Source organism: Cupriavidus campinensis (assembly GCF_905397395.1).
Classification (GTDB): Bacteria; Pseudomonadota; Gammaproteobacteria; order Burkholderiales; family Burkholderiaceae; genus Cupriavidus; species Cupriavidus campinensis.
This window is the reverse complement of sequence record NZ_CAJPVH010000014.1, coordinates 1-24,877: the sequence shown is the minus strand read 5'-3', so window position 1 is coordinate 24,877 and position 24,877 is coordinate 1. Positions and strand designations below refer to the sequence as shown.

Below are 24,877 nucleotides of genomic sequence, written 5' to 3'. Positions count from 1 at the left end.
ATATGTCGCGAATAACATATATCACCGTGGAAAATATTATTCGCCGAACCTTATCCGCCCTTATTCAGGACTTCAATAGGCTAAAGATGACATATTCCCGTTCCGCGTGAATTGCGGGCGTTGATCGGGAATGAGACTGGGTGGTGCCCGTGGGGCGTGGGATTTTTGCCACATGACCGGGCCACCCGGCAGTGCGGATGGCCCGGGTACTTCAGGACATCAACCCAGCTTGACGCTGGTGGCATCCGCGGTCAGGTAACCGACGGCGGAGCCGAACTTGTCCTTGTAGTTGGCGCGCACCAGCGGATCGAGCGTGGTCTTCACGCCGGCGGGCATGGTGCCGATGAATTCGCCCGCGTGCTGGAAGTTGCTCATGATGTAGGTCCAGCCGTTGAGTTCGTCCACGGCGTGCAGGCCCGTCGATTCGCCGCCAGCCGGTACCGACATCAGGCGGCTCAGCTTCTTCGTATCGATGTTGTACGCCCACAGGAAGTTGTTGGCGTGCTGGCCGCTGTCTTCGCCGATGAACAGCGTGCGCAGCTTTTCCGAGAACTTCAGGTTGTCCGGGTTGCCAATCGTTTCCGGATCTGCCGTGTTGCCCAGCGCGTCAGCGGCGATGTCCTTGCCGGCGATCAGCGCCTTGGTGTGCACCGGCACCCATTCGCTGCGGATGGCAGCGCCGCTGGTGTCGGTCTGGCCACCGGTCAGGTTGTGCTGCATCACCACGCCAGCCTTCAGCGCGGCCGGCAAGCTGATGTTGCTGGCGGCGTTCCAGCCCTTGGCGTTGTTCAGCACCATCGAGTCCTGAACGTTTTGCAGGGCGGAGTAGGCGATCTTGTCCTTGATGTTGACAGTGGTGCCTTCCATCTTGGTGAAGCCCATGCTGCCGCCGGCCAGGTAGGCGTAGCGGTGGGTTTCCAGGAACGCGGCCACGCGCTCCTTGCCCGGTACGACCTTGACCCACTGGGCAATGCCGTTCGCGAAAATCTTGGTGTAGCTGGTGTCCACCGGGTCTGCCCACTTCACGTCCATGATGTCCTGCGGACGGTGGGACTTGGCCATCGCTTCCACTTCGGCGCTGGTGGCGTGGCCGAGCTTGATCCAGGTCAGCGCGGCGCCGGCGGCAGCCGGATCGACCGAGAAGCCCGAACCCACCTTCGCCACGTACAGCGTGCCGGCGGACAGGTCCTTCTCCTTGTCGGCGATGAACATGAACATGGCGCTGTTGGTGGCGTCATCGCCCATCAGCACGGTGCGGTTGTCCGGCATTACCTGCACGAGTTCGTGCGAGATGCGGCCCAGGCAGTAGTGCTTCTTGATCGAGCCCGTGCCGTCCGCGTTCACCGTGACTTCCGGCAGATGGCCGTACAGATAGTGGTTCAGCGGAATGCTCGCGTTGCCGTACAGGTTGGTGGCATAGGCGGTGTACTGCGTGAGCAGGGCGGCGTCCGCGGTCCACGGATCCGGCTCGTACTCTTCGCTGGAGAGGTGGGTGTTCCACGGCGACAGGCTCGCGCCGCAGGTGATCCACAGGCCGTTGGCGCTGGAGGTATCGACGTTGTGGTACTTGACCAGCGTCAGTTTGCCGGTGGTCGGGTTCTGGTCGAGCGTGAGGACGGCGATCGGCGACGGCAGGCAGCCGTAGGTGGAGACGCCGGCCTGGTCGGCCGTGTTGTATTCGAACTGGACCACGGCGAACACGGTGTTGCCGGTGACGCCGGCCACCTTGGCGCCGTCGATCTTCAGCAGCGACGTGCCATCCGGCGAGTCGGAGAAGAACTGGCGTTCCTTGCCGGCCACCGAGCGGTCGATGATCGGCTGGTTGTTGATGTCGACGTAGCCGCCGGCCAGGATCTTGCCGCCGTTGCCGTCGGACACTTCGTCGCCGGTGATGAAGAACGGCTGGTAGGCCAGCTTGTAGGTCTGGCTGGTACCGTCGCTCATGGTCACCTTGAGCGACGAGCCCACCGTGGTGGTGGACATCGCGGCCGGGTCGGCCAGCGTCGGCGCGGCCATGCCCGTGAATTCGGCGGAGGCGAACGTCGCGGGGGTGGCGCCCGGCGTGGCGGGCGTGCCCGGCGTGGCAGCGTCGCTGTCGCCGCCACAACCGGCCAGCAGGGAAACGGAACCCAGGCCCAGCGGCAGCATCGGCGCGCCGGCGAGGAGTTTCAGGGCCTTGCGGCGCGATGCATTGAGTTTGTCCAACATTTTCTCGTCCTTTTTTGTGTGGGTCGGCAACCGGATGGCAAGGCTCGCCATGTCGCCGCAGTGGGAACGACCTCTAATCGTTCAGGCCGGACGCCATCCTATGAACGGACTGTGACAAGGTGTTGAAAGCGCAATAACCATCACTTGGACTACCGCCGGGCGCTGGCGGAGCGTCGCAAAAATGCAAAAAAGGGCTGCGATCATCGCCGCTGAAATGTCTCTCAACCTCATTTGCCGGGAATGCATCGCTGTGCAGACATGATGTAACGAAACCGTCATTTGTGATCGCTAGTATCTGGGCCGGCAAGTCGCCTCCGGGACATCAGAAGCCCGGTGGTTTCCCATACAACTGGAGGTCTCTACTCATGTCGTACATCACCGATAAGTTCCGCGCGCCGCGCCGTGAAGCCCAGGGCTCGGTCACCGTTCCGGGCCAGACGCTGGAGGAAATCGTCGCCGCCAACCCCGAGCGCCGCAAGGTACTGCGTGGCGGTCTGGGCCTGTCGCTGCTGTCGGCCTTCGGCGGCGGCAGCCTGCTGGCGGCCTGTGGTGGCGATGATGATCCCGCTCCGGCGCCGGCACCGGCCCCGGGACCCGGCGCGGCCCCCACGCCGACCCCGGTGCAGCCGCTGGACTACAGCATCAATTTCACGCCGGTGGCCGACAAGGTGACCGCTGACACCGTGACGCTGCCGACCAACTATTCGTATACCGTGCTGTTCTCGGCGGGCGACCCGGTGGAAGCGGGCTCGGTGGGCTACACGGGCGCGTTCCAGTCGTCGGCGGAAACCGAACGCCAGGCCGGCGGCAACCACGACGGCATGCACTACTTCGAGATCCCGGGCACGGACCCGCAGAAGGGCGGCCTGCTCGTGATGAACCACGAGGCCATGGACAGCGCCATCCTGTTCTCGGGCTCCTACAACGCCGGCACCGCCACGCCCGAGCAGAAGCGGCTGGCGCTGTCGTCGGTTGGCGTGTCGGTGATCGAGGTCGAATTCGTCGCCAATGCCTGGCAGGTCAAGAAAAACTCGACGTACAACAAGCGCTACACCGGCAACTCGCTGTATCGCGTCTCGGGCCCGGCCGCCAGCGTGGTGGGCGGCACCGTGGTTGGCACGCTGAACAACTGCTCCAGCGGCCATACGCCGTGGGGCACCTACCTGACCTGCGAGGAAACCACCGACAACTACCTGGACCCGACGCAAGCCGACGAAGGCTACGGCTGGGTGGTGGAGATCGACCCCCTCCAGCAGATCTCGGGCATGCCGGTCAAGCGCACCGCCATGGGCCGCTTCGACCATGAGAACACCGCGTTCATGACCGATTCGAGCAATCGCGTGGCGTTCTACATGGGCGACGATGGCACGCCGGGCTGCATCTACAAGTTCATCCCCAGCGCCGCCTTCGACGCGACCAACCGCCTGAACAACGCCAGCCTGCTCGACAACGGCACGCTGTACGTGGCCAAGTTCAACGCCGACGGATCGGGCGACTGGGTCGAACTGACCCAGGGCAAGAACGGCCTCGTGGCGGGCGCCTCGGACCCGGGCAACTTCACGCAGTCGGTCGTGCCGCCGGCGCCGGTAGCCATCGACTTCAACACCCAGGCCGACGTGCTGATCAACACCAAGGCCGCCGCCCGCGTGGCCGGTGGCACGCTGATGGACCGCCCGGAGTGGATCACGGTGGGCCTGGACAAGACCGTCTACTGCACGCTGACCAACAACGGCGGCCGTCAGGTGACGGACGCGGCCAACCCGCGCGTGACCAACTCCCACGGCCATATCGTCCGCTGGAAGGAAACCGGCGATTCGCCGCTGGCGGTCAAGTTCACGTGGGAAATCCTGCTGCTGGCCGGCGACCCGTCCATCGCGGCGGCGAACCTGAAGGGCAACATGGTGGGCGACACGTTCTCGAGCCCCGACGGCATCCGCGTGGACCCGAAGGGCCGCCTGTGGGTGCAGACCGATGCGGGCACGGGCACCAGCACCACCGACATCTTCGGTGCCAATTCGATGCACTACGTGGACCAGGTCACGCGCGAGGTGAAGCGCTTCCTGGTCGGCCCGCACGGCTGCGAAATCACCGGTCTCGCATACACGCCGGATCTGACGACGTTCTTCGTGAACATCCAGCATCCGAACGACAAATGGCCGAGCGCCAGCCTCCCGGCACGCTCATCCACGGTCGTCATCCGGCACAACCAAGGCAAGCCGATCGGCGCCTGATGCAGGCGCGAAGGGCGGCATAGTGGGTGCCGCCTGATCGGCAATTGACACGCCGCGGTCCGCAGGGATCGTGGCGTTTTTTTATCTTCCCTCGACTTTGGCGGAGACCAGCTCCGCAGCGCCGCCAACTCAGGGTCTGGGCCCCTTGCCGCGCCAACGCCTTACAATGCCGTTCGCGCCTCACGCGCAGATCGACGCCATGCCCCAGATTCGCAAACTTCCCGCCATCGACGGCCAGCTCGGCTGGTTCGAAACATCGCCTTCCCGTCACGCGGCCATCGGCCAGCGGCTGCGCGGACATCATCATTTCCATTACGCCGTGGTGGGCGCCGGCTTTACCGGCGTGGCGCTGGCACGGCGCCTGGCCGAACTGCATCCGCAAGCGCGCATTGCGCTGGTGGATGCGCTGGAAGTGGGGCAGGGTGCATCGGGCCGGAACGCTGGCTTCATCATCGATGTGCCGCACAACGTGGATGGGGGCGAGGCGGACGTCGAATCGAACCGCAAGCTCCACACGCTGAACCTGTTCGCCATCGAGCGGCTGCGCAGCCTCAAGGATCGCCATGGCATCGATTGCGCATGGCAGGACGCCGGCAAGTACATGGCCGCCCATGAAGCGCGGCACATGGACGCGCTGGAACGCTTCGCGCAAGGCCTGAAGCGGGCCGGCTTTGACTACGAGTTGGTAGAAGGCGCCGCGCTGTCGCGGCGGCTGGGCACGGCGTACTATCAGGCCGCCGTCTACACACCCGGCAACGTGCTGGTGAATCCGGCATCGCTGGTGCGCGGCCTGGCGGCAAGCCTTCCTGAATCGGTCACGCTGTTTACAGGCAGTCCGGTGACGGCATGCCATGACGGCCCTCCGCATGTGCTGGAATTCGCCGGTGGCACCGTGCGGGCGGACAAGCTTGTGCTGACGGTGGGCAGCTTCAGCGAGACCTTCGGCAAGGTGCGTAACCGCCTGGCCACCGTCTTCACCTACGCCAGCCTGAGCGAGCCGCTGACGCCCGATGAGATGGGCCTGTTCGATGATGTGGCGCCCTGGGGCACCACATCCGCGCATCCTGCCGGCACTACCGTCCGCTACACCCCGGATCAGCGGCTCTTCGTGCGCAACACATTCCACTACCGTCCCGCGCTGCTTGCGTCTGACGCCGACCTGCGCCAGGCCATGCACCAGCACCGGCTGTCATTTGAGGCGCGTTTCCCGGCACTGGCGACCAAGCCATTCGCACACACCTGGGGTGGCATGATCAGCGTGACGCGAAATCATCATTCGATCTTCCGGCAGGAAGCGGAGGGCGTCTACAGCGTGGTGGGCTGCAACGGTGTGGGTGTGGCCAAAGGCACTTACCTGGGCCATTACATGGCGGAGTTCATGGCCGGCATGCAAAGTCCCGCGCTCGACTTCATCCTCGCCAACAGCCAGCCCAACTGGATTCCGCCCGACCCATTCAAGCGAATCGGGGCTGCCATGCGGATGCGCAAGGAACTGGCGGGGGCCGGCGGCGAGATTTGATGCAGTGCGGCATGCTAGGATGGACACCTCCGTTTTTCGCCCTGCCCCGCTCCCCATGAATACGCTCTACGCGACGCTTGGCGTACAGTCCGATGCCACCCTCGACGAGATCAAGCTCGCCTATCGCCGCGCGGCGATGAAGTGGCATCCGGACCGCAACCCCGGTCGCGAAGCCGAGGCGCATGCGGCCTTCCAGCAGATTCGCGATGCCTATTCGATCCTGTCCGATGCCGAGCAGCGGCAGGTCTACGACGACGTCTTCGAACGCGAAATGCGCCGCTGGGAAGCCGAGCAAGCGGCCGAGGAAGCCGAGGCGCGCGAGGCACAGGAAGCGGCCAGGCGTGCGGCGCAGGAGCACTACGAGAAGATGGTCGCCATCGCCATGCGCTTTGCCGACGATGGGCACACCCGCGACGTCCTGTTCGGTGTGCTGCTGGGCCGGGATTGTGAGGCGGACCTTGCCGGACGCATTGCCGACAGCGTCTGGGCGCTGCATGAGTCGCGCAGGGCGGTGGACAAAGCCGGGGTCGCCCCGTCACCCGGGGCCGCCCCAGCGGAAGCGGAAAAACCCGTCAGTGCGTTCGAGACGTTCTGGCAAGGGATGTTCCGGTTCCGCTAGCCGCGCCGCGTCTCACTCGACCTTGATGTTGGCGGTCTTGACGACCTCGCCGTACTTCTTCAGGTCCGCCTGGATCTGCTTGCCAAACGCCTCCGATGAATTGCCGACCGGATCGATGCCCAGCGTGGCGAGCCGTTCGCGCGTCTCGGGCTGGTTGACCACGACATTCAACTCCTTCGACAGCCGGTCGACGATCTCCTTTGGCGTCTTGGCGGGGGCCAGCAATCCCACCCACGAGTCGCTGACCAGACCTGGGGCGCCTGATTCCTCCAGCGTCGGCACATCCGGCAGCGTCGATACGCGGCTCGCGCCGGAAACTGCAATCGCCGTGGCCTTGCCGGTTTTCACGTATTGCTGCGCGCCGGCCACGGCCGTGTACAGCACCGGCAGCGTGCCGCCCACCAGATCCCCCATCGCCTGGCCGCCGCCCTTGTAGGGGATGTGCGTCATCTTCAGGCCGGTGCGGGCCTTGAGCAGCTCCCCGGCCAGGTGCGGCGTGCTGCCGGTGCCGGCGCTGCCATATGACAACCCTTCGGGCCGGGTCTGCGAATACGCGACGAGTTCCTTCAGGTTCTTCGCCGGGACGGACGGGTGGGTAATCAGGATCAGCGCCGCATCGCCAATCTTTCCGACGGGCACGAAGTCCTTGACCGGGTCGAATGGCACCTTGGGAAAGACATGCGGATTGATGACGATGGTGCCGTCGAACCCGAGCAGCAGCGTGTAGCCATCGGGCGCCGACTGGGCCACCATCGCGCTGCCGATATTTCCCGAGGCACCGGGCTTGTTGTCGACCACGATCTGCTGGCCAAGGCGCTGGCCCAGCCTGTCCGCAATCACACGGGCGCTGGTATCCGAAACGCCGCCCGGCGCGAACGGCACGATCAGCCGGATCGGGCGCGACGGGTAGTCTTGCGCGAAGGCGCTGGTGCCGGATATGGCCGGCGTGGCGACGGTGACGGCAACGGCGCATAGCGCCTTGACGAGGGTACGGCGGTGCATAGGGTCTCCTCCTGCTGCAACAGTGAGTTCGGCGTTATTCGCCTGTTATCTGCAATCTGGTACTGCGGAACGACGGGTACGGCTTCGGTGCAATCAGACGACATCAGACGACATCGGGCGACATCAGACGACGATGGGCGTGGTGGCGCCGTCGATCGACAGGATCGCCCCCGAAATGTAGGACGCGCGTGCCGACGCGAAAAACAGCACGGCATCGGCGATCTCTTCGGGCGCGGCAAGCCGCCCGAGCCCGGTGCGTTCGTTGGCTTTGCCGAGGGCCTCCTCGACGGTTGTGCCAGCCAGTTTCGCTTCGGCTTCCAGGCCCTGTTGAAGCCGCTCGGTGCGCGTGGCTGATGGGTTGAGGGCGTTCACCCGCACCCCGAACCGGCCGTACGCGCTGGCCAGCCCCGCCGTTGCCAGCATCAGGGCGGCATTGGCGGCGCCGCCGGGCAAATGGGTCGGGCTCGCTACCTTGCCGCCCATGCCGACGACGTTGACGATGGCGCCGTGCCCAGCCTGGGCCATGCGCTTGATGACCGGGTCGATGACGTGCATGTAGCTGAAGTATTTCGCGTCCATCGCCTCGCGCCACGACTGGGGCGTCAGCTCCGCAGGCGGGGTGCGGCGCGCGCCACCGGCGGACGTGACCAGGATGTCGATGCCGCCCAATGCGGTGGCTGCGGCGTCAACGGCGTGCGCGGCCTGCGCCGCGTCGCTCAGGTCAGCCGCAACCGTGAACGGATCGGCGCCCGGCGCATCGGCCACCAGTGCGGTCCGCGCGGCGGCGAGATTGGCCTCGCTACGTCCGATGATCGCCACCTTGGCACCTTCACGCAGGAACGCGCGGGCGCAGGCGAGGCCAATGCCGCGGCTGCCGCCGGTGATCAGCACGCGCTTGTCAGTCAGTTCAAGATCCATGGGGATTTCCTATTCGGGCTGGATGCCACCGCGTTTGGCCACGTCGGCCCATTTCCGCGTTTCCTTGTCGAGGAAGGCGCGAAACTCCGTCGGTGGGGTCAGGACGATGGTAGCCCCCTGGTCTTTCATCTGCTTGGCGAGCGCCGGGTCCTGCGTGACCTGCTGCAGGTCGTGATGGATCTGCTCCACGATGGCCGGCGACATGCCCGCCGGCCCGAACAGGCCATACCAGTTCAGCGATTCCACGCCATCGAGTCCGGCTTCCTTGAACGTCATCGCATCGGGGAAGAGCGACATGCGCTGATCCGCCGCCACGCCAATCACGCGCAGATTGCCGCTTTGCACGTGGGGCAATGCCGTCAGCACGCTGGTGAATCCGGCGCCCACATGGCCGCCGATCACATCGACCATGATCTGTGCGCCGCCCTTGTACGACACCGGAATGGTCTTGAGATTGCCCGCCTGGCGCAGCAGTTCGCCGGTCAGTCGCGTCTGGCCTTCTGAGTAGCCGATGCCAAGCGGCTGGCTACGGGCGGCACTGACGAGGTCGGTCAGGGATTTCGCAGGGTTGGACTTCGATACCACCAGCACCATCGGCGAGATGGCGAGGCGCGTGATCGGGGAGAAGCCACGCACCGTGTCGTAAGGCAGGCTTTTCATCAGCACAGGATTGATCGCGTGCGAGCCCACCACCATCAGCAGCGTGTAGCCGTCCGGGGCGGACTTGTGAACGTGGCTGGAGCCGATCACGCCGTTGGCGCCGGGCCGGTTGTCCACCACTACCGACTGCCCCCAACGCTCGGACAGCTTCTGCGCGACCAGGCGGCTGACGATATCGGTGCCGCCACCGGGCGCATAGGGCACCACCAGCGTGACGGTCTTTTCCGGCCACTTCGCAGCCGCGTGGCCAGAAGCCAGCGCGGCGGCGCAGGCCATGGCGCCCAGCACGCCTCGAATCCAGCGAGTGTTCTTCATCGGGTGTCTCCTTCCTTTATGGGTCTTGTGTGACCGGATGCTCGGCGGCATCCGTGCCGGCCTTACGTGCAGCTTTTGCCGCGAGGGTTCTGCTGGCGCCGCAGCCATGCAATGGAGCGGCCGCCAAGGGGGCGATCCAGCAGCGATTCGGCGAATGTCACCGCGTCGAGCAGTCCATCGAGCGAAATCCCGGTACGCAGGCCGCATTGCTCGGCCATCAGCACCAGGTCTTCGGTGGCCAGGTTGCCTGCGGCGCCCGGGGCAAACGGACAGCCGCCAATGCCGCCCACGCTGGCGTCGAAGCGGCGCACGCCGGCTTCCAACGCGGCCCATGCATTGGCGACGCCCAGGCCGCGCGTGTCATGCAGATGCACGGCCAGCGTGCCGGGGTCGAGTGCTTGTGCCAGCGCAGCCATGCGCGATTTGACGGCGGCGGGCGCTGCAGCGCCGATGGTGTCGGCGATCACGATTTCTTCCGCGCCGGCGTCCCGCATGCGGCAGGCCAGACGCAACACCGTATCGAGGTCGACCGGCCCTTCGAACGGGCAATCGAACGCAACCGCCACATAGGCACGCGTGCGCAGGCCGAGTTCGCGCGCCCGCACCAGCGTCTGTTCGCTGACATCGGTGGCGGCGTCCAGCCCCATATTGATGTTGCGCTGGTTCATCGTCTCGGTGGCGGAGAGCACCACCGCGATCTCGGTGGCCCCGGCGCTGTGCGCCCGTTCCAGCCCCTTGAGATTCGGCACCAGCGTGGAGAGCCGCAGGTCCGGGCACTGTGCCGCAGCGCGCTGGACCACGTCCGCCGCGTCGGCCATCTGCGGCACGGCCTTCGGCGAGACGAAGCTGGTGGCCTCGACGCTGCGTACGCCGGCACGCGCCAGCAGGCGGATCAGTTCTACCTTGGCATCGGTGGAAATGGCGACGGCCTGGTTCTGCAGCCCGTCGCGCGGTGCAACGTCCGTGATGACGATGTCCGGCGTGGCATGGCGTTGTGCGTCGCTCATGCTACGGCCCCAGCTTCGCGCAGCCGCGCAATCTGTGCGTCGTCATAGCCCAGCGTGTCACGCAGCACCGTGGCCGTGTGCTCGCCCAGCGCGGGCGGACAGGTATAGGCCGGCGTGGTCACCCCGGAAAGCTTCACCGGATTGCCGGGCATCCGCACGGTCTCGCCGGTCTTCAGTGGCACCTCGACAATCATGTCGCGTGCCTCCACCTGCGGCTCGCGCAAGGCGTGCGCGAAATCGTTGACGGGGCCGCACGGAATGCGAGCCTGCCGCAAACGGGCCAGCCAGTAGGCCGACGACTCGGCGCGCAGTTCGTTGGCGATGATGGCGTCGATCCGCGCCTTGTCGGCATAGCGGCCCGGCTGCTTCAGGTACTCGGGTGCGCGCAGTGCGGGATGGTCGATCACGCTGAGGAAGCGTTCGAAGAACGCGTCGCCGATGCAGGCAATGATGATGTGGCCGTCGCGGGTCGGATAGGTGTTGTACGGCACGTGCACGAAATGGCTGTTACCGATGCGTTCGGGCACCAGGCCGGACATCAGGTGCATCGTCGCCATGTAGTTCAGCAGCGAGATCTGGGCGTCCAGCATGGAGATGTCCACGTGCTGGCCCACCCCGGTCTGTTCGCGCGCCGCCAGCGCCGCCAGCACGCCGATGGCGCCGAACACACCGCCGCCCAGGTCACCCACGGGAATGCCGCTGCGTACCGGCGGGCCATCCGACATGCCGGTGATGGACATGCCGCCACCCATGGCCTGCACCACCTGGTCGAACGCGGGCTGCTGCCGGTCTGGCCCGGTCTGGCCGAAGCCGGTGACGGAGCAGGTGATGATGCGCGAATTGACCTTGGAGAGCGATGCGTAATCGATACCCAGGCGCTCCGTCACGCCGGCGCTGAAATTGTCGAAGACCACGTCGGCATGGCGCACCAGATCCAGAAACACCGCCCGGCCTGCCTCGGACTTCAGGTCCACGCACACGCTTTCCTTGTTGCGGTTCAGGGTGAGGAAGTACGCGCCCATGCCGTCGCGGGCGTAGTCCTCGCTCTCCGCAAGCAGTTTGCGCGTGCCTTCCCCGGTGCCAGGGGGCTCCACCTTGATCGTGCGTGCGCCCAGGTCGGCCAGCAGCATGGTGCCGTACGGGCCCGAGAGCATATGGGTCAGGTCAAGTACGGTGATGTGTCCGAGCGCCTGCATTGCTTCCTCCGTGTTCGTATTGATTGTTCAGTGCAATCGGTATGCCAATGCATGGGGGAGTTGCTAAATGACTGATTTTTAATGGAATGAGGAGGGAGGGGTGACGTGGCGCACGTTTCATGAAACACTCATGAGACATTTCATGAAACCGCCGTGAAACACGCGTGCAACGTACACGAGAGGCGCCGCAGCGCCTGGAGGCGGCCGACGAGGAGACCCATGCGCAGCACCTCCCCCGAACGCGGCAGCCTGCCGCGTCTCTGCTTTATCAGCTACAAGCACCTGAGCCGCTTCGCCATGACGGTGCTGGACGAGTTCGCCGACCGCGCGACGATCGAGGTGGTCAATGGCTCGTTCGAGGCCGCACTGGACGCCGCGCACGATCGCCTGCGCGATGGGTCGGCCGACGTCTTCGTCAGCGCAGGGGCAAACGCCACGATCCTGCGCAACGCGCTCGATGCACCCGTGGCCACCATCAAGCTCAGTGGCTTCGACATCCTGGTGGCGCTCCTGCAGGCACGGCATATTTCGAACCGGGTAGGCGTGGTGATGTACGGCGAATGCATTCCCGAGCTGGATGCCGTCCGCGAGTTGCTCAATATCGAGGTGGCGCAGTACGCGTACCGCACCCCGGACGAGGCGCGGCAGTGCTTCGAGCGGCTCGTGCGTGATGGCTATGAGGTGGTGGTGGGTTCCAGCATCGTCATGGAACTGGCGGAGCAGTACGGCATCCAGGGGCGCCTGGCCTATTCGATCAATGCGGTGCGCCAGGGGATTGAAGACGCCATCGAACTGGCGCGTGTGGCCCGCCTGGAAGCGGGCCGATATGACCAGCTCAACGGGGTACTGCACAATCTGCAGGAGGCCGTGCTGGCCGTCGACCGCGACAATCGCGTGATTGCCGTCAACCCGCCGATGGAAATGCTGCTGGGCCGCGTCAAGGCGAGAATGATCGGCCAGCATCTGGAAGACATCGAGCCGGCGCTGTCGCTGCAAGCCACGCTGGCCAGCGGCATGCAGGAGCGGGGCAGCGTGTTTCGCTTCGCGCAGCGTGACTGGATCGCCAATCGCACCCCGATCCGCGAGCATGGCGATACGGTGGGTGCGGCCATTACGCTGTATGACGCGCGCAATATCCAGGATGCGGATGCCAGCCTGCGCAGCCAGCAGCGCCGGCATCCGCGCAATGCGCGCAACCGCTTCGACAACCTGATCGGCGCCAGCCCGGCCTTCGAACGCGCCTGCGCAACGGCGCGGCGCTATGCCAGAACGGATCTCACGGTGCTGCTATCCGGCGAGAGTGGGGTGGGCAAGGAGCAGTTTGCACAGGCGATTCATAACGAGAGCAAGCGCGCCGCCAAGCCGTTCGTCGCCATCAACTGTGCGGCCTTTCCGGAGGCGCTGCTGGAAAGCGAGCTGTTCGGCTACGACGAGGGCGCCTTCACCGGATCGCGCCGTGGGGGCAAGCGCGGGCTGTTCGAATCGGCCCATACCGGCACGCTGTTTCTTGACGAGATTGGCGACATGCCGGTCTCGCTGCAGACGCGGCTGCTGCGCGTGCTGCAGGAGCGCGAGATCCTGCGTCTGGGCGGTGCCATACCGATTCCGGTCGACGTGCGGATTATCGCGGCGACGCATCAGCCGCTGCCGCAGTTGATCGCATCCAGGCAGTTCCGTCAGGATCTCTACTACCGCATCAACACGCTGCAACTGGCGTTGCCACCGCTGCGCGAGCGCCGCGAGGACATCGCCTTGCTCGCCACGTTCCTGCTGCGGCGCTCGCTGGACCGGCTGGACTCGCGCCTCGACGCACCGGCCCTGGTCGCGCGCCTGCTGCCAAGGCTGCAGGCCCATGCCTGGCCGGGCAATATCCGTGAGCTGGAGAATATCTGCGAGCGGATGGCGGTGTTCTTCTCGCAATGGGAGGATCTGGCGCGCATTGCGTTCGACGAACTGCATCACGACTGCCCGGAACTGTTCGGGGCGGCCAGCATCATGGCGCCGCCACAACCGGAGCTTGCGTCGCCGCCATCGACCGCACCCCGCGCGCGCGTGCTGGAAGTGCTGGCCGAGTGTGGCGGCAATCGTCAGCAGGCGGCGCAGCGGCTGGGGGTGAGCCGCGCGACGTTGTGGCGTTGGGAGAAGGCGGCCACGGCACAGGTTTCATAGAGGCGCGCCCCGCCCCCCCACGACGTGGTCGATCCAGCGCTGGTGTTTCTCGCGCACATCTGCCAAGATTGCGCCCCCTCATGGATCACCGGCGTACACGCGCAGTCTCATGGCCTCAAGCAAAGCTCACCACGCCACCGGATGGGCGGCGGCCGTCATCGCTGCAGTGGTCATCGCGAAGGGCGGCGGCGAAGGGTGGGGATGGGCCAGCATTGTGGGGTTTGTGGCGGCGGTGCTGGGCAGCACCGCGCCAGACTGGATGGAAGTGGCATGGTGGTCGAGGTCGCGGCGCCTGTGGATTACCCATCGCACCTGGACGCATTGGGGCATCGCGTGGATTGGCCTGATGCTATGGGCCTACCACGCGCTGGGCACCCATCCCTGGGCTGCACCCGCATTCGGCTTCGCCTGCGGTGGCGTCATGCACTTGCTGGCCGACTGGCCGAACCCGCTGGGCGTACCGTGGATCGCGGGGCGCCATTCGCTGAACTGGTGGAAGAGCGGGCGGTGCGACCTTCTCGTCGTTGCGGCTTCATGGCTGATTGCCCTGGCGGTATCCCATGAGTTCTGGCTGCAGGGCGGCCATCACCTCGCGCTCGTCCGGCATCTGCGGACGCACTTCTGAGCCGGTCAAGGCCAGCATCACGGCTTGCGCCCCCTGACCGCGCCGGCCTTCTGCTTCCACCCCGAAAACACCGTATCCAGGCACTCCAGGGACGTGCACGCATCGCGCTGCTTGCGGAAGGCCACAACCTCCGCGTCAGTAATCCTCTGCTCGCGCAGCAGCCGCTGCTGGTCCGCGAAGATCCGGCGGTAGCCCATGGAGAGCAGCGCGTGGTCGTAGATCAGGCGGTGGGCGGGCAGGGCGGTGGCGGCCAGTGCGGGGTCGCAGTCCAGGTCGATGCCTTCGGCATGGGTGGCCAGGGTGGCAGTGGCGAAGCTCAGGAAAATGGTCAGCCGGATCAGGGATCTACGGGAAATTCGATGCATGTGACGATAGCGACGCGTGCGGGCGTGGGCGCGCTGCGGGTTCCAAAGCGGCGATCGTAGCACCGTCGCGGCGGATGGCCGCGCGCAGGGGGACGTCATTCCTAGGGGAACTACTACCCCACCTGACCTGTCAATTGTTGCGTTCGGTTACAATGCTGTACCGCAGCAACCCCGGCGCTGGTGCAGGTTCTGCAAGAACCCGGCGCCGTCCCGGTTTGTGCCCCAAACGTCCTAACGCCCCAACCCTCATCGCGCCCCCGTTTTGAGACGCTTCATCCTCTTTCTGCTGACTGCCCTGTGGCTGTCCGCGCTGTCCTTTACGGCAGCGGCGGGTGCGCTCGCGTCCACGCCGAAGGTGGAGGCGGCCATGCCGGACTACGACGCGATGCTGGCCACCGGTGACGACCTCGCCCAGATCGTCCTGCCCGGCGATGCCGCGCTGGAGACCGAGGCGCTGTTCGACAACGCGCCGCCGCCGGGCTACTGCAATATCTGGTCGGCCGACCTGCTGGATCCGCTGGATCTGCTCGATGAAATCGAGGAATCCAGCGCGCTGTTCGATCTCCCCGACATGAAACTGGCCCAGTCGATCGACGACGTGGCGCCCATCCTGCCGGGACGCTCCGCGTCCCAACCGGACGGCCTGTTCCGGCCGCCCAATCTCCTCGCCTGATCTTCCGGGCCCCCTCGCGCGCTGTCTCTGACGTTGTCGTCTCTGTCGCCTCTGCCGCCATGGCGTTGAGCGACTACTCTTAACCAGCCGTGCGTCGTCCCGTCCATTGCCCCTGAGCGCCCCCAAGCGTCCGTGACCCGAGCCGTCACGGCGTGATGCCTTGCAGTCCTCCCGCAGCCCAGCCGCAGCCGAGGACACGCCTGGCCATCGTGGTGGCGTCGGGCAGTTGTATCGCTCGATTGATTCCGACATGACTATCCATAAAACGCTGACCTGGGTCGCGTCGCTATCGCTGGTAGCGGCGCCGGCAATGGCCGCGCAGCCTGTGCCCGGCGCCGCCGCCGCCGCACCCAAGGTGGCGCAGCCCGCTACCACCAAGCCTGCCGCGCCGTCCGGTCCTGTGACGTTGCCGCGCGCCGCCTCACCGGCCACGATGGCCGCCGCCGACAGTTTCGACCTGCCTTATTTGCTCTCGCTGGCCCAGTCCACCAACAAGGGCGTGGAGGCCGCGCAGGCCAATGTCGATGCGGCCTCCGCCGCCATCAGCACCGCGCGGGCCTATCCGAACCCGCAGGTAGAAGTGATGTATGGCCGACTTCACGGCAAGGAGGCCGGTGTCGCCAGCGGCAACGCGCCGTCCTACGCCTTCGTCCAGAAGTTCGACTATCCGCAGCAGCGCAGCCTGCGCCAGGAGATGGCCGGCCGCGGGCTGGAAGCGTCGCAGGCCGTGCGCCAGGCGTTCCGCAGCGACCTCTCCGCCCGCGTGAAGACCACGTACTACCAGGTGCTGCGCCGCGAGACCGAGCTGGCCGCCGCGCAGGAAGACCTGGCCCTGATGCGCCAGATCCATTCCCGCGCCAAGGTGCGCGTGGACGTGGGCGAAGCGCCGCGCTACGAGCTGATCAAGGCCGAAACCGAACTGCTGGCTGCCCAGAAGACGCTCCAGACCACGGAGCTGCGCGTCGAGCAGGCCAAGACCGCGCTGCGCCAGCAGGTGGGCGGCGCGCTGCCGCCGAACTTCCGCCTGACCGGCACGCTGGGCAACGCCCCGGACGTGCCGATGCTGCCCGTGCTGCGTGACACCATGCAGGCCGGCAACGCCGAACTGGCCCAGCGCCGCATGGAACTGGAGCGCGCCCGGCTGGGCGTGGACTACCAGCGCTCGCTGCGCTGGCCGGAAGTGGCCGTGCGCGCCAGCACGGACCGCCAGCCCGACAACAACGTGTCGCAGATCGGCCTGGTGATGACGATTCCGCTGTGGGACCGCCGCAGCGGCCCGGTGGGCGAGGCGGCGGCGCAGGCCACCCAGGCCCGCACCGCGCTGGAGGCGCGCGAGTTCGAGCTGAACCAGGAACTGGAAACCGCCTACCGCCAGTACGAGATCACCCAGGCGCAGGTCACGGCGCTGGAGTCCGGCATCGTGCGCGAGGCCGAGTCCGCGCTGGGCGTGGCCGAGGCCGCCTACCGCTTCGGCGAGCGGGGCATTCTCGACTACCTGGACGCGCAGCGTGTGCTGCGCAATGCCCGCAGCGAACTGATCGCCGCGCAGTACGAACTCCAGGTTGCCGCCATCCAGATTGAAAAGCTTATGTCGACTGCCCCCGGCACCGCCGCCGGTGTCGCACCCGGTGCCCCCGGTGCGCCGTCGATGTCCGACTCCCCGAATCCGCCGACTCCGAACTGATCATGCGCCCCCATCATCCCTATCGTCCACGTGGCCTGCTTTCCCTGACCGCCGCCGCGGTCATGCTGATGGCCGTGGCCGGCTGCTCCGATAAACCCGAGCCGACCGCCGAGGCGCCCAAGCTGCCGCCCGGCATCGTCAAGCCCGAAGAGAACCTCCAGAAAACGCTGAAGGTGGCGCCCGTCGCCACGTCCCCGTTCAGCGAGATGCTGCGCGTGTCCGGCCGCATCGATTTCGACGAACAGCGCGTGTCCCGCATCGGCGCCAGCGTGACTGGCCGGGTGACCGACCTGTACGGCATCCTCGGCCAGGAGGTCAAGGCCGGCCAGGTGCTGGCCCGCCTGCACAGCAGCGAGCTGGGCGCCGCCCAGATGGCTTTCCTGAAGGCCGAGGCGCAGAGCGCGCTGCAGGCGCGCAATGCCGAGCGCGCGCGCCAGCTGTTTGCCGCCGACGTGATTGGCCGTGCCGAACTGCAACGCCGCGAGAGCGAATACGCGATTGCCGCCGCCGAAATGCGCGCCTATCGTGATCAGCTGCGCGTGCTCGGCATGTCCGTGGCCTCGATTGCCACGCTGGCCAAGAACGGCAGCATCGACTCGTACTCGCCGGTCTACTCCAGCATCCAGGGCACCGTGGTGGAGCGCAACGTGGCCCAGGGCCAGGTGGTGCAGCCCGCCGACGCGCTCTACACCGTGGCCGACCTGTCGCGCGTGTGGGTCGTGGCCGAAGTGCCCGAGCAGCAGGCCGCCCAGGTGGCCGAGGGCCAGAGCGTGGATATCGAGGTGCCGTCGGTGGCCAACGGCGCCGGCCGCATCACGGGCAAGCTGATCTACGTCGGCCGCACCGTGAACCCGCAGTCGCGCACCGTGCTGGTCCGCACGGAACTCGAGAACAAGGAAGGGCGCCTGAAGCCAGCCATGCTGGCCAGCATGCTGATTGCCGGCAAGCCGGTGGACCAGCTGGTGGTGCCGGAGTCCGCCGTGGTGCGCGATGGCAACGACGAGCAGGTCTACGTGGAAACCTCCCCGGGCCAGTACCGCATCACCAAGGTCAAGCTCGGCGCCGAGAGCGACGGCATGCGCGTGGTGCAGGGCGGCATCAAGCCGGGCGACCGCGTGGTCGTGGAGGGCGCGTTCCATCTGGACAATGAACGCAAGCGCCTGGAACAGGGGTAAGCGGCCATGATGACATCCCTAGTTGAAGCCGCGATCAAGCAGCGGCTGGTGGTGTGCGTGATTGCCGTGGTGCTGTTCTTCTTCGGCCTGCGCGCCGCCGGCAAGCTCTCGGTCGATGCGTTCCCGGACGTGACCAACGTCCAGGTGCAGATCGCTACCGAAGCCACCGGCCGTTCGCCCGAGGAGGTGGAGCGCTTTGTCACGGTGCCCATCGAAATGTCGATGACCGGCCTGCCCGGCCTCGAGGAAATGCGCTCGCTGAACAAGGCGGGCCTGTCGCTGATCACGCTGGTGTTCACGGAGAAGACCGACGTCTACTTCGCGCGCCAGCTGGTAATGGAGCGGCTGATCGAGGTGGGCGGGCGCATGCCGGCGGACGTGACGCCGGTGCTCGGCCCCGTTTCCACGGGCCTGGGCGAGGTCTACCAGTACACGCTGGACCGCGCCGACGATGGCAACCGCGAACTGACGCAGGAGGAGCTGTCCGAGCGCCGTATCGCCCAGGACTGGGTGGTGCGGCCGCTGCTGCGCTCGATTCCCGGCGTGGCGGAAATCAACTCGCAGGGCGGCTACGTGCGGCAGTACCAGGCACTGGTCAACCCGGAGCGGATGCGCCACTACGGGGTCAACATCCAGCAGGTCTACCAGGCGCTGGCGCGCAACAACGCCAACTCGGGCGGTGGCGTGCTGCCGCACTATGCCGAGCAGTACCTGATTCGCGGCGTGGGCCTGGCCAAGGGCGTGGACGACATCGGCAGCATCGTGCTGAAGGAGGTCAACGGCACGCCGGTCTACCTGCGCGACGTGGCGCAGGTGACCATCGGCCACGAGGTGCGGCAGGGCGCGCTGGTCAAGAACGGCCAGACCGAGGCCGTGGGCGGCATCGTGATGATGATGCGCGGCGGCAACGCCAAGGAAGTGGTGAGCCGCGTGAAGGCCCGCGTGGCCGAGATCAACGACCGCGGCATGCTGCCCGGCAAGCTGCAGATCGTGCCGTACTACGACCGTAGCGAACTGGTGGATGCCGCGCTGTGGACCGTGACCAAGGTGCTGCTGGAAGGCGTGGTGCTGGTGGTGATCGTGCTGTTCCTGTTCCTTGGGGACGTGCGCTCGTCGGTGATCGTGCTGGCCACGCTGGTGCTCACGCCACTGATGACCTTCATCGTGATGAACAAGGTGGGGCTGTCGGCCAACCTGATGTCGCTGGGGGGGCTGGCCATCGCCATCGGCCTGATGGTGGATGGGTCCGTGGTGGTGGTGGAGAACGCGTTCGAGCGGCTGGGCCACGCCGAGAAATCGGGGCTGACCCGGACCGAGATCCTCGTCAAGGCGGTGCAGGAGGTGGCCACGCCGGTGATTGTGGGGGTGGGCATCATCATCCTGGTGTTCCTGCCGCTGATGACGCTGTCCGGCATGGAAGGCAAGATGTTCGCGCCGCTGGCGTTCACCATCTCGATTGCGCTGGCGATCTCGCTGTTCCTGTCGCTGACGCTGTCGCCGGTGCTGTCCGCCTACCTGCTCAAGGGCGGCGCCGAGCATGACACGAAGATCATCGCGTTCATGAAGCGCAATTACCTGCGCCTGCTGCACTGGGCGCTGCAGAACAGCAAGACCACCGTGCTGTCGGCGGTGGGGCTGTTCGTTGCGACGATCCTGATCGTGCCGCTGCTGGGTACCTCGTTCATCCCCGAGATGAAGGAGGGCTCCATCGTGCCCGCCATCGACCGCGTGCCGAACATCTCGCTCGAGGAGTCGATCAAGCTCGAGAAGATGGCCAACAAGCTGGTGCTGGAGGTGCCGGGGGTGAAGTCCGTGGTGTCCGGTGTGGGCCGGGGCGAGAGCCCGGCCGACCCGCAGGGCCAGAACGAGTCCACCCCCATCGCCAGCCTGAAGCCGCGCGACGAGTGGCCGGACGGCTGGACCCAGGACGACATCGCCAACGCCATCCGCGAGAAGCTCAAGGCCATTCCGGGCGTGCAGATCGTGATGGCGCAGCCGATCTCGGACCGCGTGGACGAGATGGTCAGCGGCGTGCGTTCCGACGTGGCGGTGAAGATCTTCGGCGACGACCTCGACAAGCTGCGCGAGCTGGCCGGCGAGATCGCGCGGGTGGCGGGCGGCATCCAGGGCTCGCAGGACGTGCGCATCGAGCGGATCTCGGGCCAGCAATACCTGTCGATCGAGATCGACCGGCAGGCGATTGCGCGCTACGGGCTGAACGTGTCGGACATCCACGACATCATCGAGATTGCCATCGGCGGCAAGCGCGCCACGGACATCTTCGAGGGCGAGCGCCGCTTCGCGGCGGCGGTGCGCCTGCCCGAGGACTTCCGTGACAACGTGCAGGCCATCCGCCAGTTGCTGGTGCCGGCGCCGGACGGCGTGCAGGTGCCGCTGGAGTCCGTGGCCAAGATCGAGGTCAGCGACGGCCCCGCGCAGATCAGCCGCGAGATGGCCAAGCGCCGCGTGGTGGTGATGATCAACGTGAAGGATCGCGACCTGGGCGGCTTCGTGGCCGAACTCCAGAGCGCGGCCGAAAGCAAGGTCAAGCTGCCCGAGGGCTACTACTTCGAGTGGGGCGGCCAGTTCCAGAACATGGAGCGCGCCATGGGCCACCTGAAGATCATCGTGCCGATCACCATCGCCGCGATCTTCTTCCTGCTGTTCCTGCTGTTCAACTCGCTGCGCTTTGCCACGCTGATCATCACGGTGCTGCCGTTCGCGTCGATCGGCGGGATCATCGGGCTGTTCGTCACGGGCGAGTACCTGTCCGTGCCGGCGTCGGTGGGCTTTATTGCGCTGTGGGGCATGGCGGTGCTGAACGGGGTGGTGCTGGTGTCGTACATCCGCACGCTGCGCGAGTCGGGCATGTCGCTGCGCAACGCGGTGGTGCGTGGCGCCACGCAGCGTTTCCGCCCGGTGATGATGACCGCGACCATCGCCATGCTGGGCCTGGTGCCGTTCCTGTTCTCGAGCGGGCCCGGTTCCGAGGTGCAGCGCCCGCTGGCGGTGGTGGTGATTGGCGGGCTGATCACCTCGACGCTGCTGACGCTGGTGATGGTGCCGGTGCTGTACCGCTGGTTCGACGACAGCAAGCCGGAGGCGCGCGACATGTCGGTGTGACGTTGGCCCGGACGTTGGCCCGGACGTTGACCCGTACCGTCGCAGTACAATGACAGCCGGCCGGCACGCTACGCGTGTCGGCCGTTTTTCGTTTTTCGGAGAGATCCCATGACTTTGCCGGTTTCACGGCAGGGGCGCCGCCTGCTGGTGGCGCTGGCTGCCGCCACGCTCCCGACGTTCGCCTTCGCTGCCGAGACGGCCGATCCTGCTGATCGGCCTTCCGCGCAGGCGCCCGTCAATATCGAACTGGGCCAGCGCGGCGGACGCCCCGAGGCGCCCGAGGCGCCGGTGGCCTGCATGGAGGCCGTCAAGGCCAAACTGCCGAACCCGGAGCGCTTCCGCTGGGTGCGCGGCACCACGCGGCGCGTGGCGGAGGACTTCTACAGCGTGGTCGGCAACGTCGAGTTCGTGAACCAGGCCGGCGAGGCGCGCAAGGGCGATGTCCAGTGCGATGTCATGCGCGCGCCCGGCAACCAGTTCATCGTGCCGAAGATACGGCTGCCCCAGTAGATACAAGGGTTTGCGAGCCGCCAGGATGACAATGCTGTCATCCTGGCGGCTTTTTCATTGGAGGGCCTTTACACGCACGGGCCCATCTCCTAAGCTATTGTGTACGCTGTACACAACGAGCGCAGCGACATCATCGACAGATCCAGGGATCAACAGGAGACCGTTGCAATGCAGACTGAAACGACCAACGAACACCGCTGGCTGCAGAAGCTGGTGGGCAAATGGATGGCTGAAGGCGAGGCAGTGATGGGGCCGGACACCCCGCCGCAGAAGTGGAAGATTCCCGAGCAGGTAGGCGCCGTGGGCGACCTCTGGGTGCAGGGCCGCTCCGAAGGCGAGATGCCCGGCTGCGGGCACGCCGTCACCGTGATGACGCTGGGCTATGACCCCACCCGCAAGCACTTCGTGGGCACCTTCATCGGGTCGATGATGACCCACATGTGGATCTACGAGGGCGACCTCGAGGCCGATGGCCGCACGCTGACCCTGCGCGCCGATGGCCCCACCTTCACGCCGGAAGGCAAGCTGGTACCGGGCAAGACCTCGAAATTCCGCGACGTGATCGCCTTCCAGGACGACGACAACCGCACGCTGACCTCATTCATGCAGGGCGATGACGGCGAGTGGATGCAGATCATGCAGGCGCGCTATCGCCGGGAAAAGTAGGCATTTCCTCAATCCATGTACTCCTGAAGGGCGGCGTGGAAGCATGGCCATGTCACGCGCCATGCGCCTCCGTGACGACCTTTCGTGGCCAACGCCAACTTCAGGAGTCCATCAATGGCTAACTCTCAAACCGCGGTCTCCGACAAGGAAGACATTCCGGCAAGTCTGGAGGCGCGCAAGGCCTTCCAGCCAGACCTGTACGTCACCCGCCAACAATTCCTGGCGCTCAAGCAGCGTGTCGATGCCTTGACGCTCGAAGACAAGGACAAAGGGGCCAAGTACTTCCGTGCCAACAGCACCGGACCCGATAGCCAGGCCACCGGTCAGGAGGCGGTGGCGATCGGGCCGTCCGCCATTGCCGGGGGCGCGGGCAGTGTCGCGATCGGCGAGGGCGTCTCCTATCCCACTTCAGGCCGGGGCGTGGTGATCGGCTCCCTGGCGTATGTCGGCACAGGAGAGCCCAACGACGGGGTGGTGGTGCTGGGCTGCGACGCCAACGCCTCTGGCGAGCGTGCGGTGGCGATTGGCGGCGGCGCCAGTGCAACGTTTACCGACAACGTCGCCATCGGGGGTGGTGCCATTGCATATTTTTCCGGCGCGTCCGTCGCAGTGGGGGGCGCGGCCTACACAGCCGGAGAGCAATGCGTGGCTGTGGGGTACGGTGCGCGTGCCGAAGGGTCCTGGGGGGTGGCGCTCGGTGGCGGCGCGCAGGTGACTGGCGACGCATCGGTCGGTATCGGGCAAAGTCTGCGCGTCACGAATCGCTGGGCAACGGTCGTCGGATCGGGCGCCAAGGTGGAATTCGACGGCGGCGTGGCGATCGGTGCCTATGCCGTGTGCGACCGCGAGGATTCGGTGTCCGTCGGCAACGTGGCGATGGGCCGCTACATCGCCCACGTTCTGCCTGGCAGGCACGATGACGAGGTCGTGACCGTAGGCCAGTTAAAGGACGCGGGGCTGCTGGTGAACGCGGATGGCGGCCTGGAGAATACGGTCGTGGCGTTCAGCGACACGGGCAGAGGCAAGGTCGCGTTGCCGTCCACACAGGTAAGCGGGTTGCGTCAGGGTGAGGTGAGTGCGCGGAGCACGGACGCCGTCACGGGCAGCCAGCTGTTCCGGGTGATCCGGCGGCAGGACGATCTCGAGGCCCGCATCGCGGCGCTGGAGCGCGGGGCGCGCCGGGCGTAGCGCTGGCCTTCAGACGCGGTCCAGCTCGTCGCTGTTCCACCAGGCGTCGAGCAGGGGCTGGAAGCGGTTGTCGGGCGCGGGCGGCACGCGCGTACTCTTGCGCGCGGGCGGCAGTTCGCGTCCCGTCAGCTGGTAATAGACTGCCGCGGGCAGGGTGCCCGGGCCGTAGGGCACATGGTCGATCACGCTCATCTGCCGCGCGGCCTTCAACGCCCGGGTGGTCTCCTCGGCGGACAGGCCGCTGGCGTCAGCCAGCGCGTCGCGGCGCAGCGGACCCTCGCGCTGCAAACCGGCGATCAGCAGATGCACACATTGACGCGTATTCCGTTTCATAGGGGCGCATTTTTCCGCACCTGCACCGCGCTGCACAATCCGGATTGACATTTGTTTGCAATCCGTTGCGTCGTTTCGTGGCAGTTGCCCCACTGTAGTGGGAGATGTGGGGCCTTTGGCAGCACTTTTTGGCGAATGGGGCGGCGCGCGTTCCACTTCGGCCATACCCCTCTTGCGCCGGCGCCGATACTGTATAAACATACAGTAATCGTCAATCTTCCGATGGCGCACGCCCGCCGCGTGTGCCGGATTCATCACCATGACTGCGCCCCCGCACATCCTGCCTGCCGTGGAGGATGGTGCGTCCCTACTTCCTTCTCCGCCCGAGTCGGCGCCCGTGCCCGTGCCCGATCATCGGGCCTCGGTGGCCGAACTCGAGCATCGCTACCCCGGCCTCTGGCGCGCCGGGCAACTGGGCCATGCCGGCCGGCTGCCCGTGTGCCCGAGCGGCTATGACGCGCTGGCGCAGGAGCTGCCCGGCGGGGGCTGGCCGGCGGGCGCGGTCACCGAGCTGCTGCTTGCCCACGATGGCGTGGGCGAACTGCGCCTGCTGATGCCGGCGCTGCGCACGCTGGCTGCGGCGGGGCGGCGCGTGGCGTTCGTCAATCCGCCTTATCTGCCGAATGCCGCCGGGCTGGCGGCGGGGCTGGCCGGCCTGCCCGCGCGCCAGCTGTACTGGGTGCGGCCGCCG

Annotated in this window: 20 protein-coding genes and 1 pseudogene; 13 read left to right on the top strand and 8 right to left on the bottom strand. The window is 66.4% G+C overall.

The window, feature by feature from the left end; translation table 11 throughout:
* Positions 1-219 precede the first annotated feature (219 nt).
* Positions 220-2,208 carry a PhoX family protein gene (locus tag KHO18_RS10840; protein WP_144196467.1) on the bottom strand — a complete coding sequence of 663 codons (1,989 nt, stop codon included), beginning with the start codon at positions 2,206-2,208 and terminating at the stop codon, positions 220-222.
* A gap of 365 nt (positions 2,209-2,573) precedes the next feature.
* On the opposite strand from KHO18_RS10840, the gene KHO18_RS10835 reads away from it, so the two are divergent.
* The 3 genes from KHO18_RS10835 (at position 2,574) to KHO18_RS10825 (ending at position 6,577) form a co-directional block, all read left to right on the top strand.
* The gene (locus tag KHO18_RS10835) at positions 2,574-4,439 is read left to right on the top strand and encodes a PhoX family protein (protein ID WP_144196468.1); all 1,866 of its coding nucleotides are present in this window, start codon (positions 2,574-2,576) and stop codon (positions 4,437-4,439) included.
* Between the two features lie 199 nt (positions 4,440-4,638).
* Positions 4,639-5,958 (top strand): NAD(P)/FAD-dependent oxidoreductase, encoded by a 1,320-nt coding sequence (locus tag KHO18_RS10830; RefSeq protein ID WP_144196469.1) that lies wholly within the window; start codon positions 4,639-4,641, stop codon positions 5,956-5,958.
* Positions 5,959-6,013: 55 nt separating this feature from the next.
* On the top strand, positions 6,014-6,577 hold the full coding sequence (locus KHO18_RS10825) for a J domain-containing protein (protein WP_144196783.1): 564 nt from the start codon (positions 6,014-6,016) through the stop codon (positions 6,575-6,577).
* A 12-nt stretch (positions 6,578-6,589) separates the two neighbouring features.
* On the opposite strand, the gene KHO18_RS10820 is transcribed toward KHO18_RS10825, so the two are convergent.
* The 5 genes from KHO18_RS10820 to KHO18_RS10800 all read right to left on the bottom strand — a co-directional run bounded on the left by KHO18_RS10820 (position 6,590) and on the right by KHO18_RS10800 (position 11,675).
* Entirely contained in the window at positions 6,590-7,579 is a 990-nt protein-coding gene (locus KHO18_RS10820) for a Bug family tripartite tricarboxylate transporter substrate binding protein (RefSeq protein WP_144196470.1), read from the bottom strand.
* A gap of 123 nt (positions 7,580-7,702) precedes the next feature.
* On the bottom strand, positions 7,703-8,497 hold the full coding sequence (locus KHO18_RS10815) for an SDR family oxidoreductase (RefSeq protein ID WP_211943160.1): 795 nt from the start codon (positions 8,495-8,497) through the stop codon (positions 7,703-7,705).
* 9 nt (positions 8,498-8,506) lie between these two features.
* A complete protein-coding gene (locus KHO18_RS10810) occupies positions 8,507-9,472 on the bottom strand; it encodes a tripartite tricarboxylate transporter substrate binding protein (RefSeq protein ID WP_144196472.1) in 966 nt (321 codons plus the stop codon).
* A gap of 62 nt (positions 9,473-9,534) precedes the next feature.
* The gene (locus tag KHO18_RS10805; protein ID WP_144196473.1) at positions 9,535-10,479 is read right to left on the bottom strand and encodes a hydroxymethylglutaryl-CoA lyase; all 945 of its coding nucleotides are present in this window, start codon (positions 10,477-10,479) and stop codon (positions 9,535-9,537) included.
* The gene (locus KHO18_RS10800) at positions 10,476-11,675 is read right to left on the bottom strand and encodes a CaiB/BaiF CoA transferase family protein (RefSeq protein ID WP_211943159.1); all 1,200 of its coding nucleotides are present in this window, start codon (positions 11,673-11,675) and stop codon (positions 10,476-10,478) included. Before KHO18_RS10800 ends, KHO18_RS10805 begins: the two co-directional genes overlap by 4 nt.
* Before the next feature lie 219 nt (positions 11,676-11,894).
* Between KHO18_RS10800 and prpR the strand changes: the two genes are divergently transcribed.
* Together prpR and KHO18_RS10790 are read left to right on the top strand one after the other, a co-directional pair.
* The gene (gene prpR / locus KHO18_RS10795) at positions 11,895-13,844 is read left to right on the top strand and encodes a propionate catabolism operon regulatory protein PrpR (protein ID WP_144196475.1); all 1,950 of its coding nucleotides are present in this window, start codon (positions 11,895-11,897) and stop codon (positions 13,842-13,844) included.
* A 109-nt stretch (positions 13,845-13,953) separates the two neighbouring features.
* Positions 13,954-14,469 (top strand): metal-dependent hydrolase, encoded by a 516-nt coding sequence (locus KHO18_RS10790; RefSeq protein WP_144196476.1) that lies wholly within the window; start codon positions 13,954-13,956, stop codon positions 14,467-14,469.
* A 17-nt stretch (positions 14,470-14,486) separates the two neighbouring features.
* On the opposite strand, the gene KHO18_RS10785 is transcribed toward KHO18_RS10790, so the two are convergent.
* The gene (locus KHO18_RS10785; RefSeq protein WP_244844699.1) at positions 14,487-14,834 is read right to left on the bottom strand and encodes a hypothetical protein; all 348 of its coding nucleotides are present in this window, start codon (positions 14,832-14,834) and stop codon (positions 14,487-14,489) included.
* Between the two features lie 262 nt (positions 14,835-15,096).
* Between KHO18_RS10785 and KHO18_RS10780 the strand changes: the two genes are divergently transcribed.
* The 7 genes from KHO18_RS10780 to KHO18_RS10750 all read left to right on the top strand — a co-directional run bounded on the left by KHO18_RS10780 (position 15,097) and on the right by KHO18_RS10750 (position 23,853).
* A complete protein-coding gene (locus KHO18_RS10780) occupies positions 15,097-15,507 on the top strand; it encodes an auxiliary protein of the heavy metal cation-transporting efflux system HmyCBA (protein ID WP_211943158.1) in 411 nt (136 codons plus the stop codon).
* Positions 15,508-15,757: 250 nt separating this feature from the next.
* Entirely contained in the window at positions 15,758-17,191 is a 1,434-nt protein-coding gene (locus KHO18_RS10775; protein ID WP_211943157.1) for a TolC family protein, read from the top strand.
* A gap of 2 nt (positions 17,192-17,193) precedes the next feature.
* Positions 17,194-18,366: an efflux RND transporter periplasmic adaptor subunit gene (locus KHO18_RS10770; RefSeq protein WP_144196479.1), complete on the top strand. Its 1,173-nt coding sequence runs from the start codon at positions 17,194-17,196 to the stop codon at positions 18,364-18,366.
* Between the two features lie 6 nt (positions 18,367-18,372).
* Entirely contained in the window at positions 18,373-21,489 is a 3,117-nt protein-coding gene (locus KHO18_RS10765; RefSeq protein ID WP_144196480.1) for an efflux RND transporter permease subunit, read from the top strand.
* A 108-nt stretch (positions 21,490-21,597) separates the two neighbouring features.
* Entirely contained in the window at positions 21,598-21,999 is a 402-nt protein-coding gene (locus tag KHO18_RS10760; protein ID WP_144196481.1) for a DUF2880 domain-containing protein, read from the top strand.
* Between the two features lie 168 nt (positions 22,000-22,167).
* Positions 22,168-22,665, top strand: a complete 498-nt coding sequence (locus KHO18_RS10755; RefSeq protein WP_144196482.1) for a DUF1579 domain-containing protein — start codon at positions 22,168-22,170, stop codon at positions 22,663-22,665.
* A gap of 114 nt (positions 22,666-22,779) precedes the next feature.
* On the top strand, positions 22,780-23,853 hold the full coding sequence (locus tag KHO18_RS10750) for a hypothetical protein (protein ID WP_144196483.1): 1,074 nt from the start codon (positions 22,780-22,782) through the stop codon (positions 23,851-23,853).
* Positions 23,854-23,862: 9 nt separating this feature from the next.
* Here KHO18_RS10750 and KHO18_RS10745 read toward each other — a convergent pair whose 3' ends face one another.
* The gene (locus KHO18_RS10745) at positions 23,863-24,186 is read right to left on the bottom strand and encodes a hypothetical protein (protein WP_144196484.1); all 324 of its coding nucleotides are present in this window, start codon (positions 24,184-24,186) and stop codon (positions 23,863-23,865) included.
* A gap of 259 nt (positions 24,187-24,445) precedes the next feature.
* Here KHO18_RS10745 and KHO18_RS10740 point away from each other — a divergent pair.
* Positions 24,446-24,877: pseudogene (locus KHO18_RS10740) on the top strand (translesion DNA synthesis-associated protein ImuA); the annotation flags it as partial.

Excerpts from the sequence above, each read along its gene's own strand:
- KHO18_RS10840 (WP_144196467.1), bottom strand. The coding sequence starts at position 2,208 with ATGTTGGACAAACTCAATGCATCGCGCCGCAAGGCCCTGAAACTCCTC.
- KHO18_RS10835 (WP_144196468.1), top strand. The coding sequence starts at position 2,574 with ATGTCGTACATCACCGATAAGTTCCGCGCGCCGCGCCGTGAAGCCCAG.
- KHO18_RS10830 (WP_144196469.1), top strand. The coding sequence starts at position 4,639 with ATGCCCCAGATTCGCAAACTTCCCGCCATCGACGGCCAGCTCGGCTGG.
- KHO18_RS10825 (WP_144196783.1), top strand. The coding sequence starts at position 6,014 with ATGAATACGCTCTACGCGACGCTTGGCGTACAGTCCGATGCCACCCTC.
- KHO18_RS10820 (WP_144196470.1), bottom strand. The coding sequence starts at position 7,579 with ATGCACCGCCGTACCCTCGTCAAGGCGCTATGCGCCGTTGCCGTCACC.
- KHO18_RS10815 (WP_211943160.1), bottom strand. The coding sequence starts at position 8,497 with ATGGATCTTGAACTGACTGACAAGCGCGTGCTGATCACCGGCGGCAGC.
- KHO18_RS10810 (WP_144196472.1), bottom strand. The coding sequence starts at position 9,472 with ATGAAGAACACTCGCTGGATTCGAGGCGTGCTGGGCGCCATGGCCTGC.
- KHO18_RS10805 (WP_144196473.1), bottom strand. The coding sequence starts at position 10,479 with ATGAGCGACGCACAACGCCATGCCACGCCGGACATCGTCATCACGGAC.
- KHO18_RS10800 (WP_211943159.1), bottom strand. The coding sequence starts at position 11,675 with ATGCAGGCGCTCGGACACATCACCGTACTTGACCTGACCCATATGCTC.
- prpR (WP_144196475.1), top strand. The coding sequence starts at position 11,895 with ATGCGCAGCACCTCCCCCGAACGCGGCAGCCTGCCGCGTCTCTGCTTT.
- KHO18_RS10790 (WP_144196476.1), top strand. The coding sequence starts at position 13,954 with ATGGCCTCAAGCAAAGCTCACCACGCCACCGGATGGGCGGCGGCCGTC.
- KHO18_RS10785 (WP_244844699.1), bottom strand. The coding sequence starts at position 14,834 with ATGCATCGAATTTCCCGTAGATCCCTGATCCGGCTGACCATTTTCCTG.
- KHO18_RS10775 (WP_211943157.1), top strand. The coding sequence starts at position 15,758 with ATGACTATCCATAAAACGCTGACCTGGGTCGCGTCGCTATCGCTGGTA.
- KHO18_RS10770 (WP_144196479.1), top strand. The coding sequence starts at position 17,194 with ATGCGCCCCCATCATCCCTATCGTCCACGTGGCCTGCTTTCCCTGACC.
- KHO18_RS10765 (WP_144196480.1), top strand. The coding sequence starts at position 18,373 with ATGATGACATCCCTAGTTGAAGCCGCGATCAAGCAGCGGCTGGTGGTG.
- KHO18_RS10760 (WP_144196481.1), top strand. The coding sequence starts at position 21,598 with ATGACTTTGCCGGTTTCACGGCAGGGGCGCCGCCTGCTGGTGGCGCTG.
- KHO18_RS10755 (WP_144196482.1), top strand. The coding sequence starts at position 22,168 with ATGCAGACTGAAACGACCAACGAACACCGCTGGCTGCAGAAGCTGGTG.
- KHO18_RS10750 (WP_144196483.1), top strand. The coding sequence starts at position 22,780 with ATGGCTAACTCTCAAACCGCGGTCTCCGACAAGGAAGACATTCCGGCA.
- KHO18_RS10745 (WP_144196484.1), bottom strand. The coding sequence starts at position 24,186 with ATGAAACGGAATACGCGTCAATGTGTGCATCTGCTGATCGCCGGTTTG.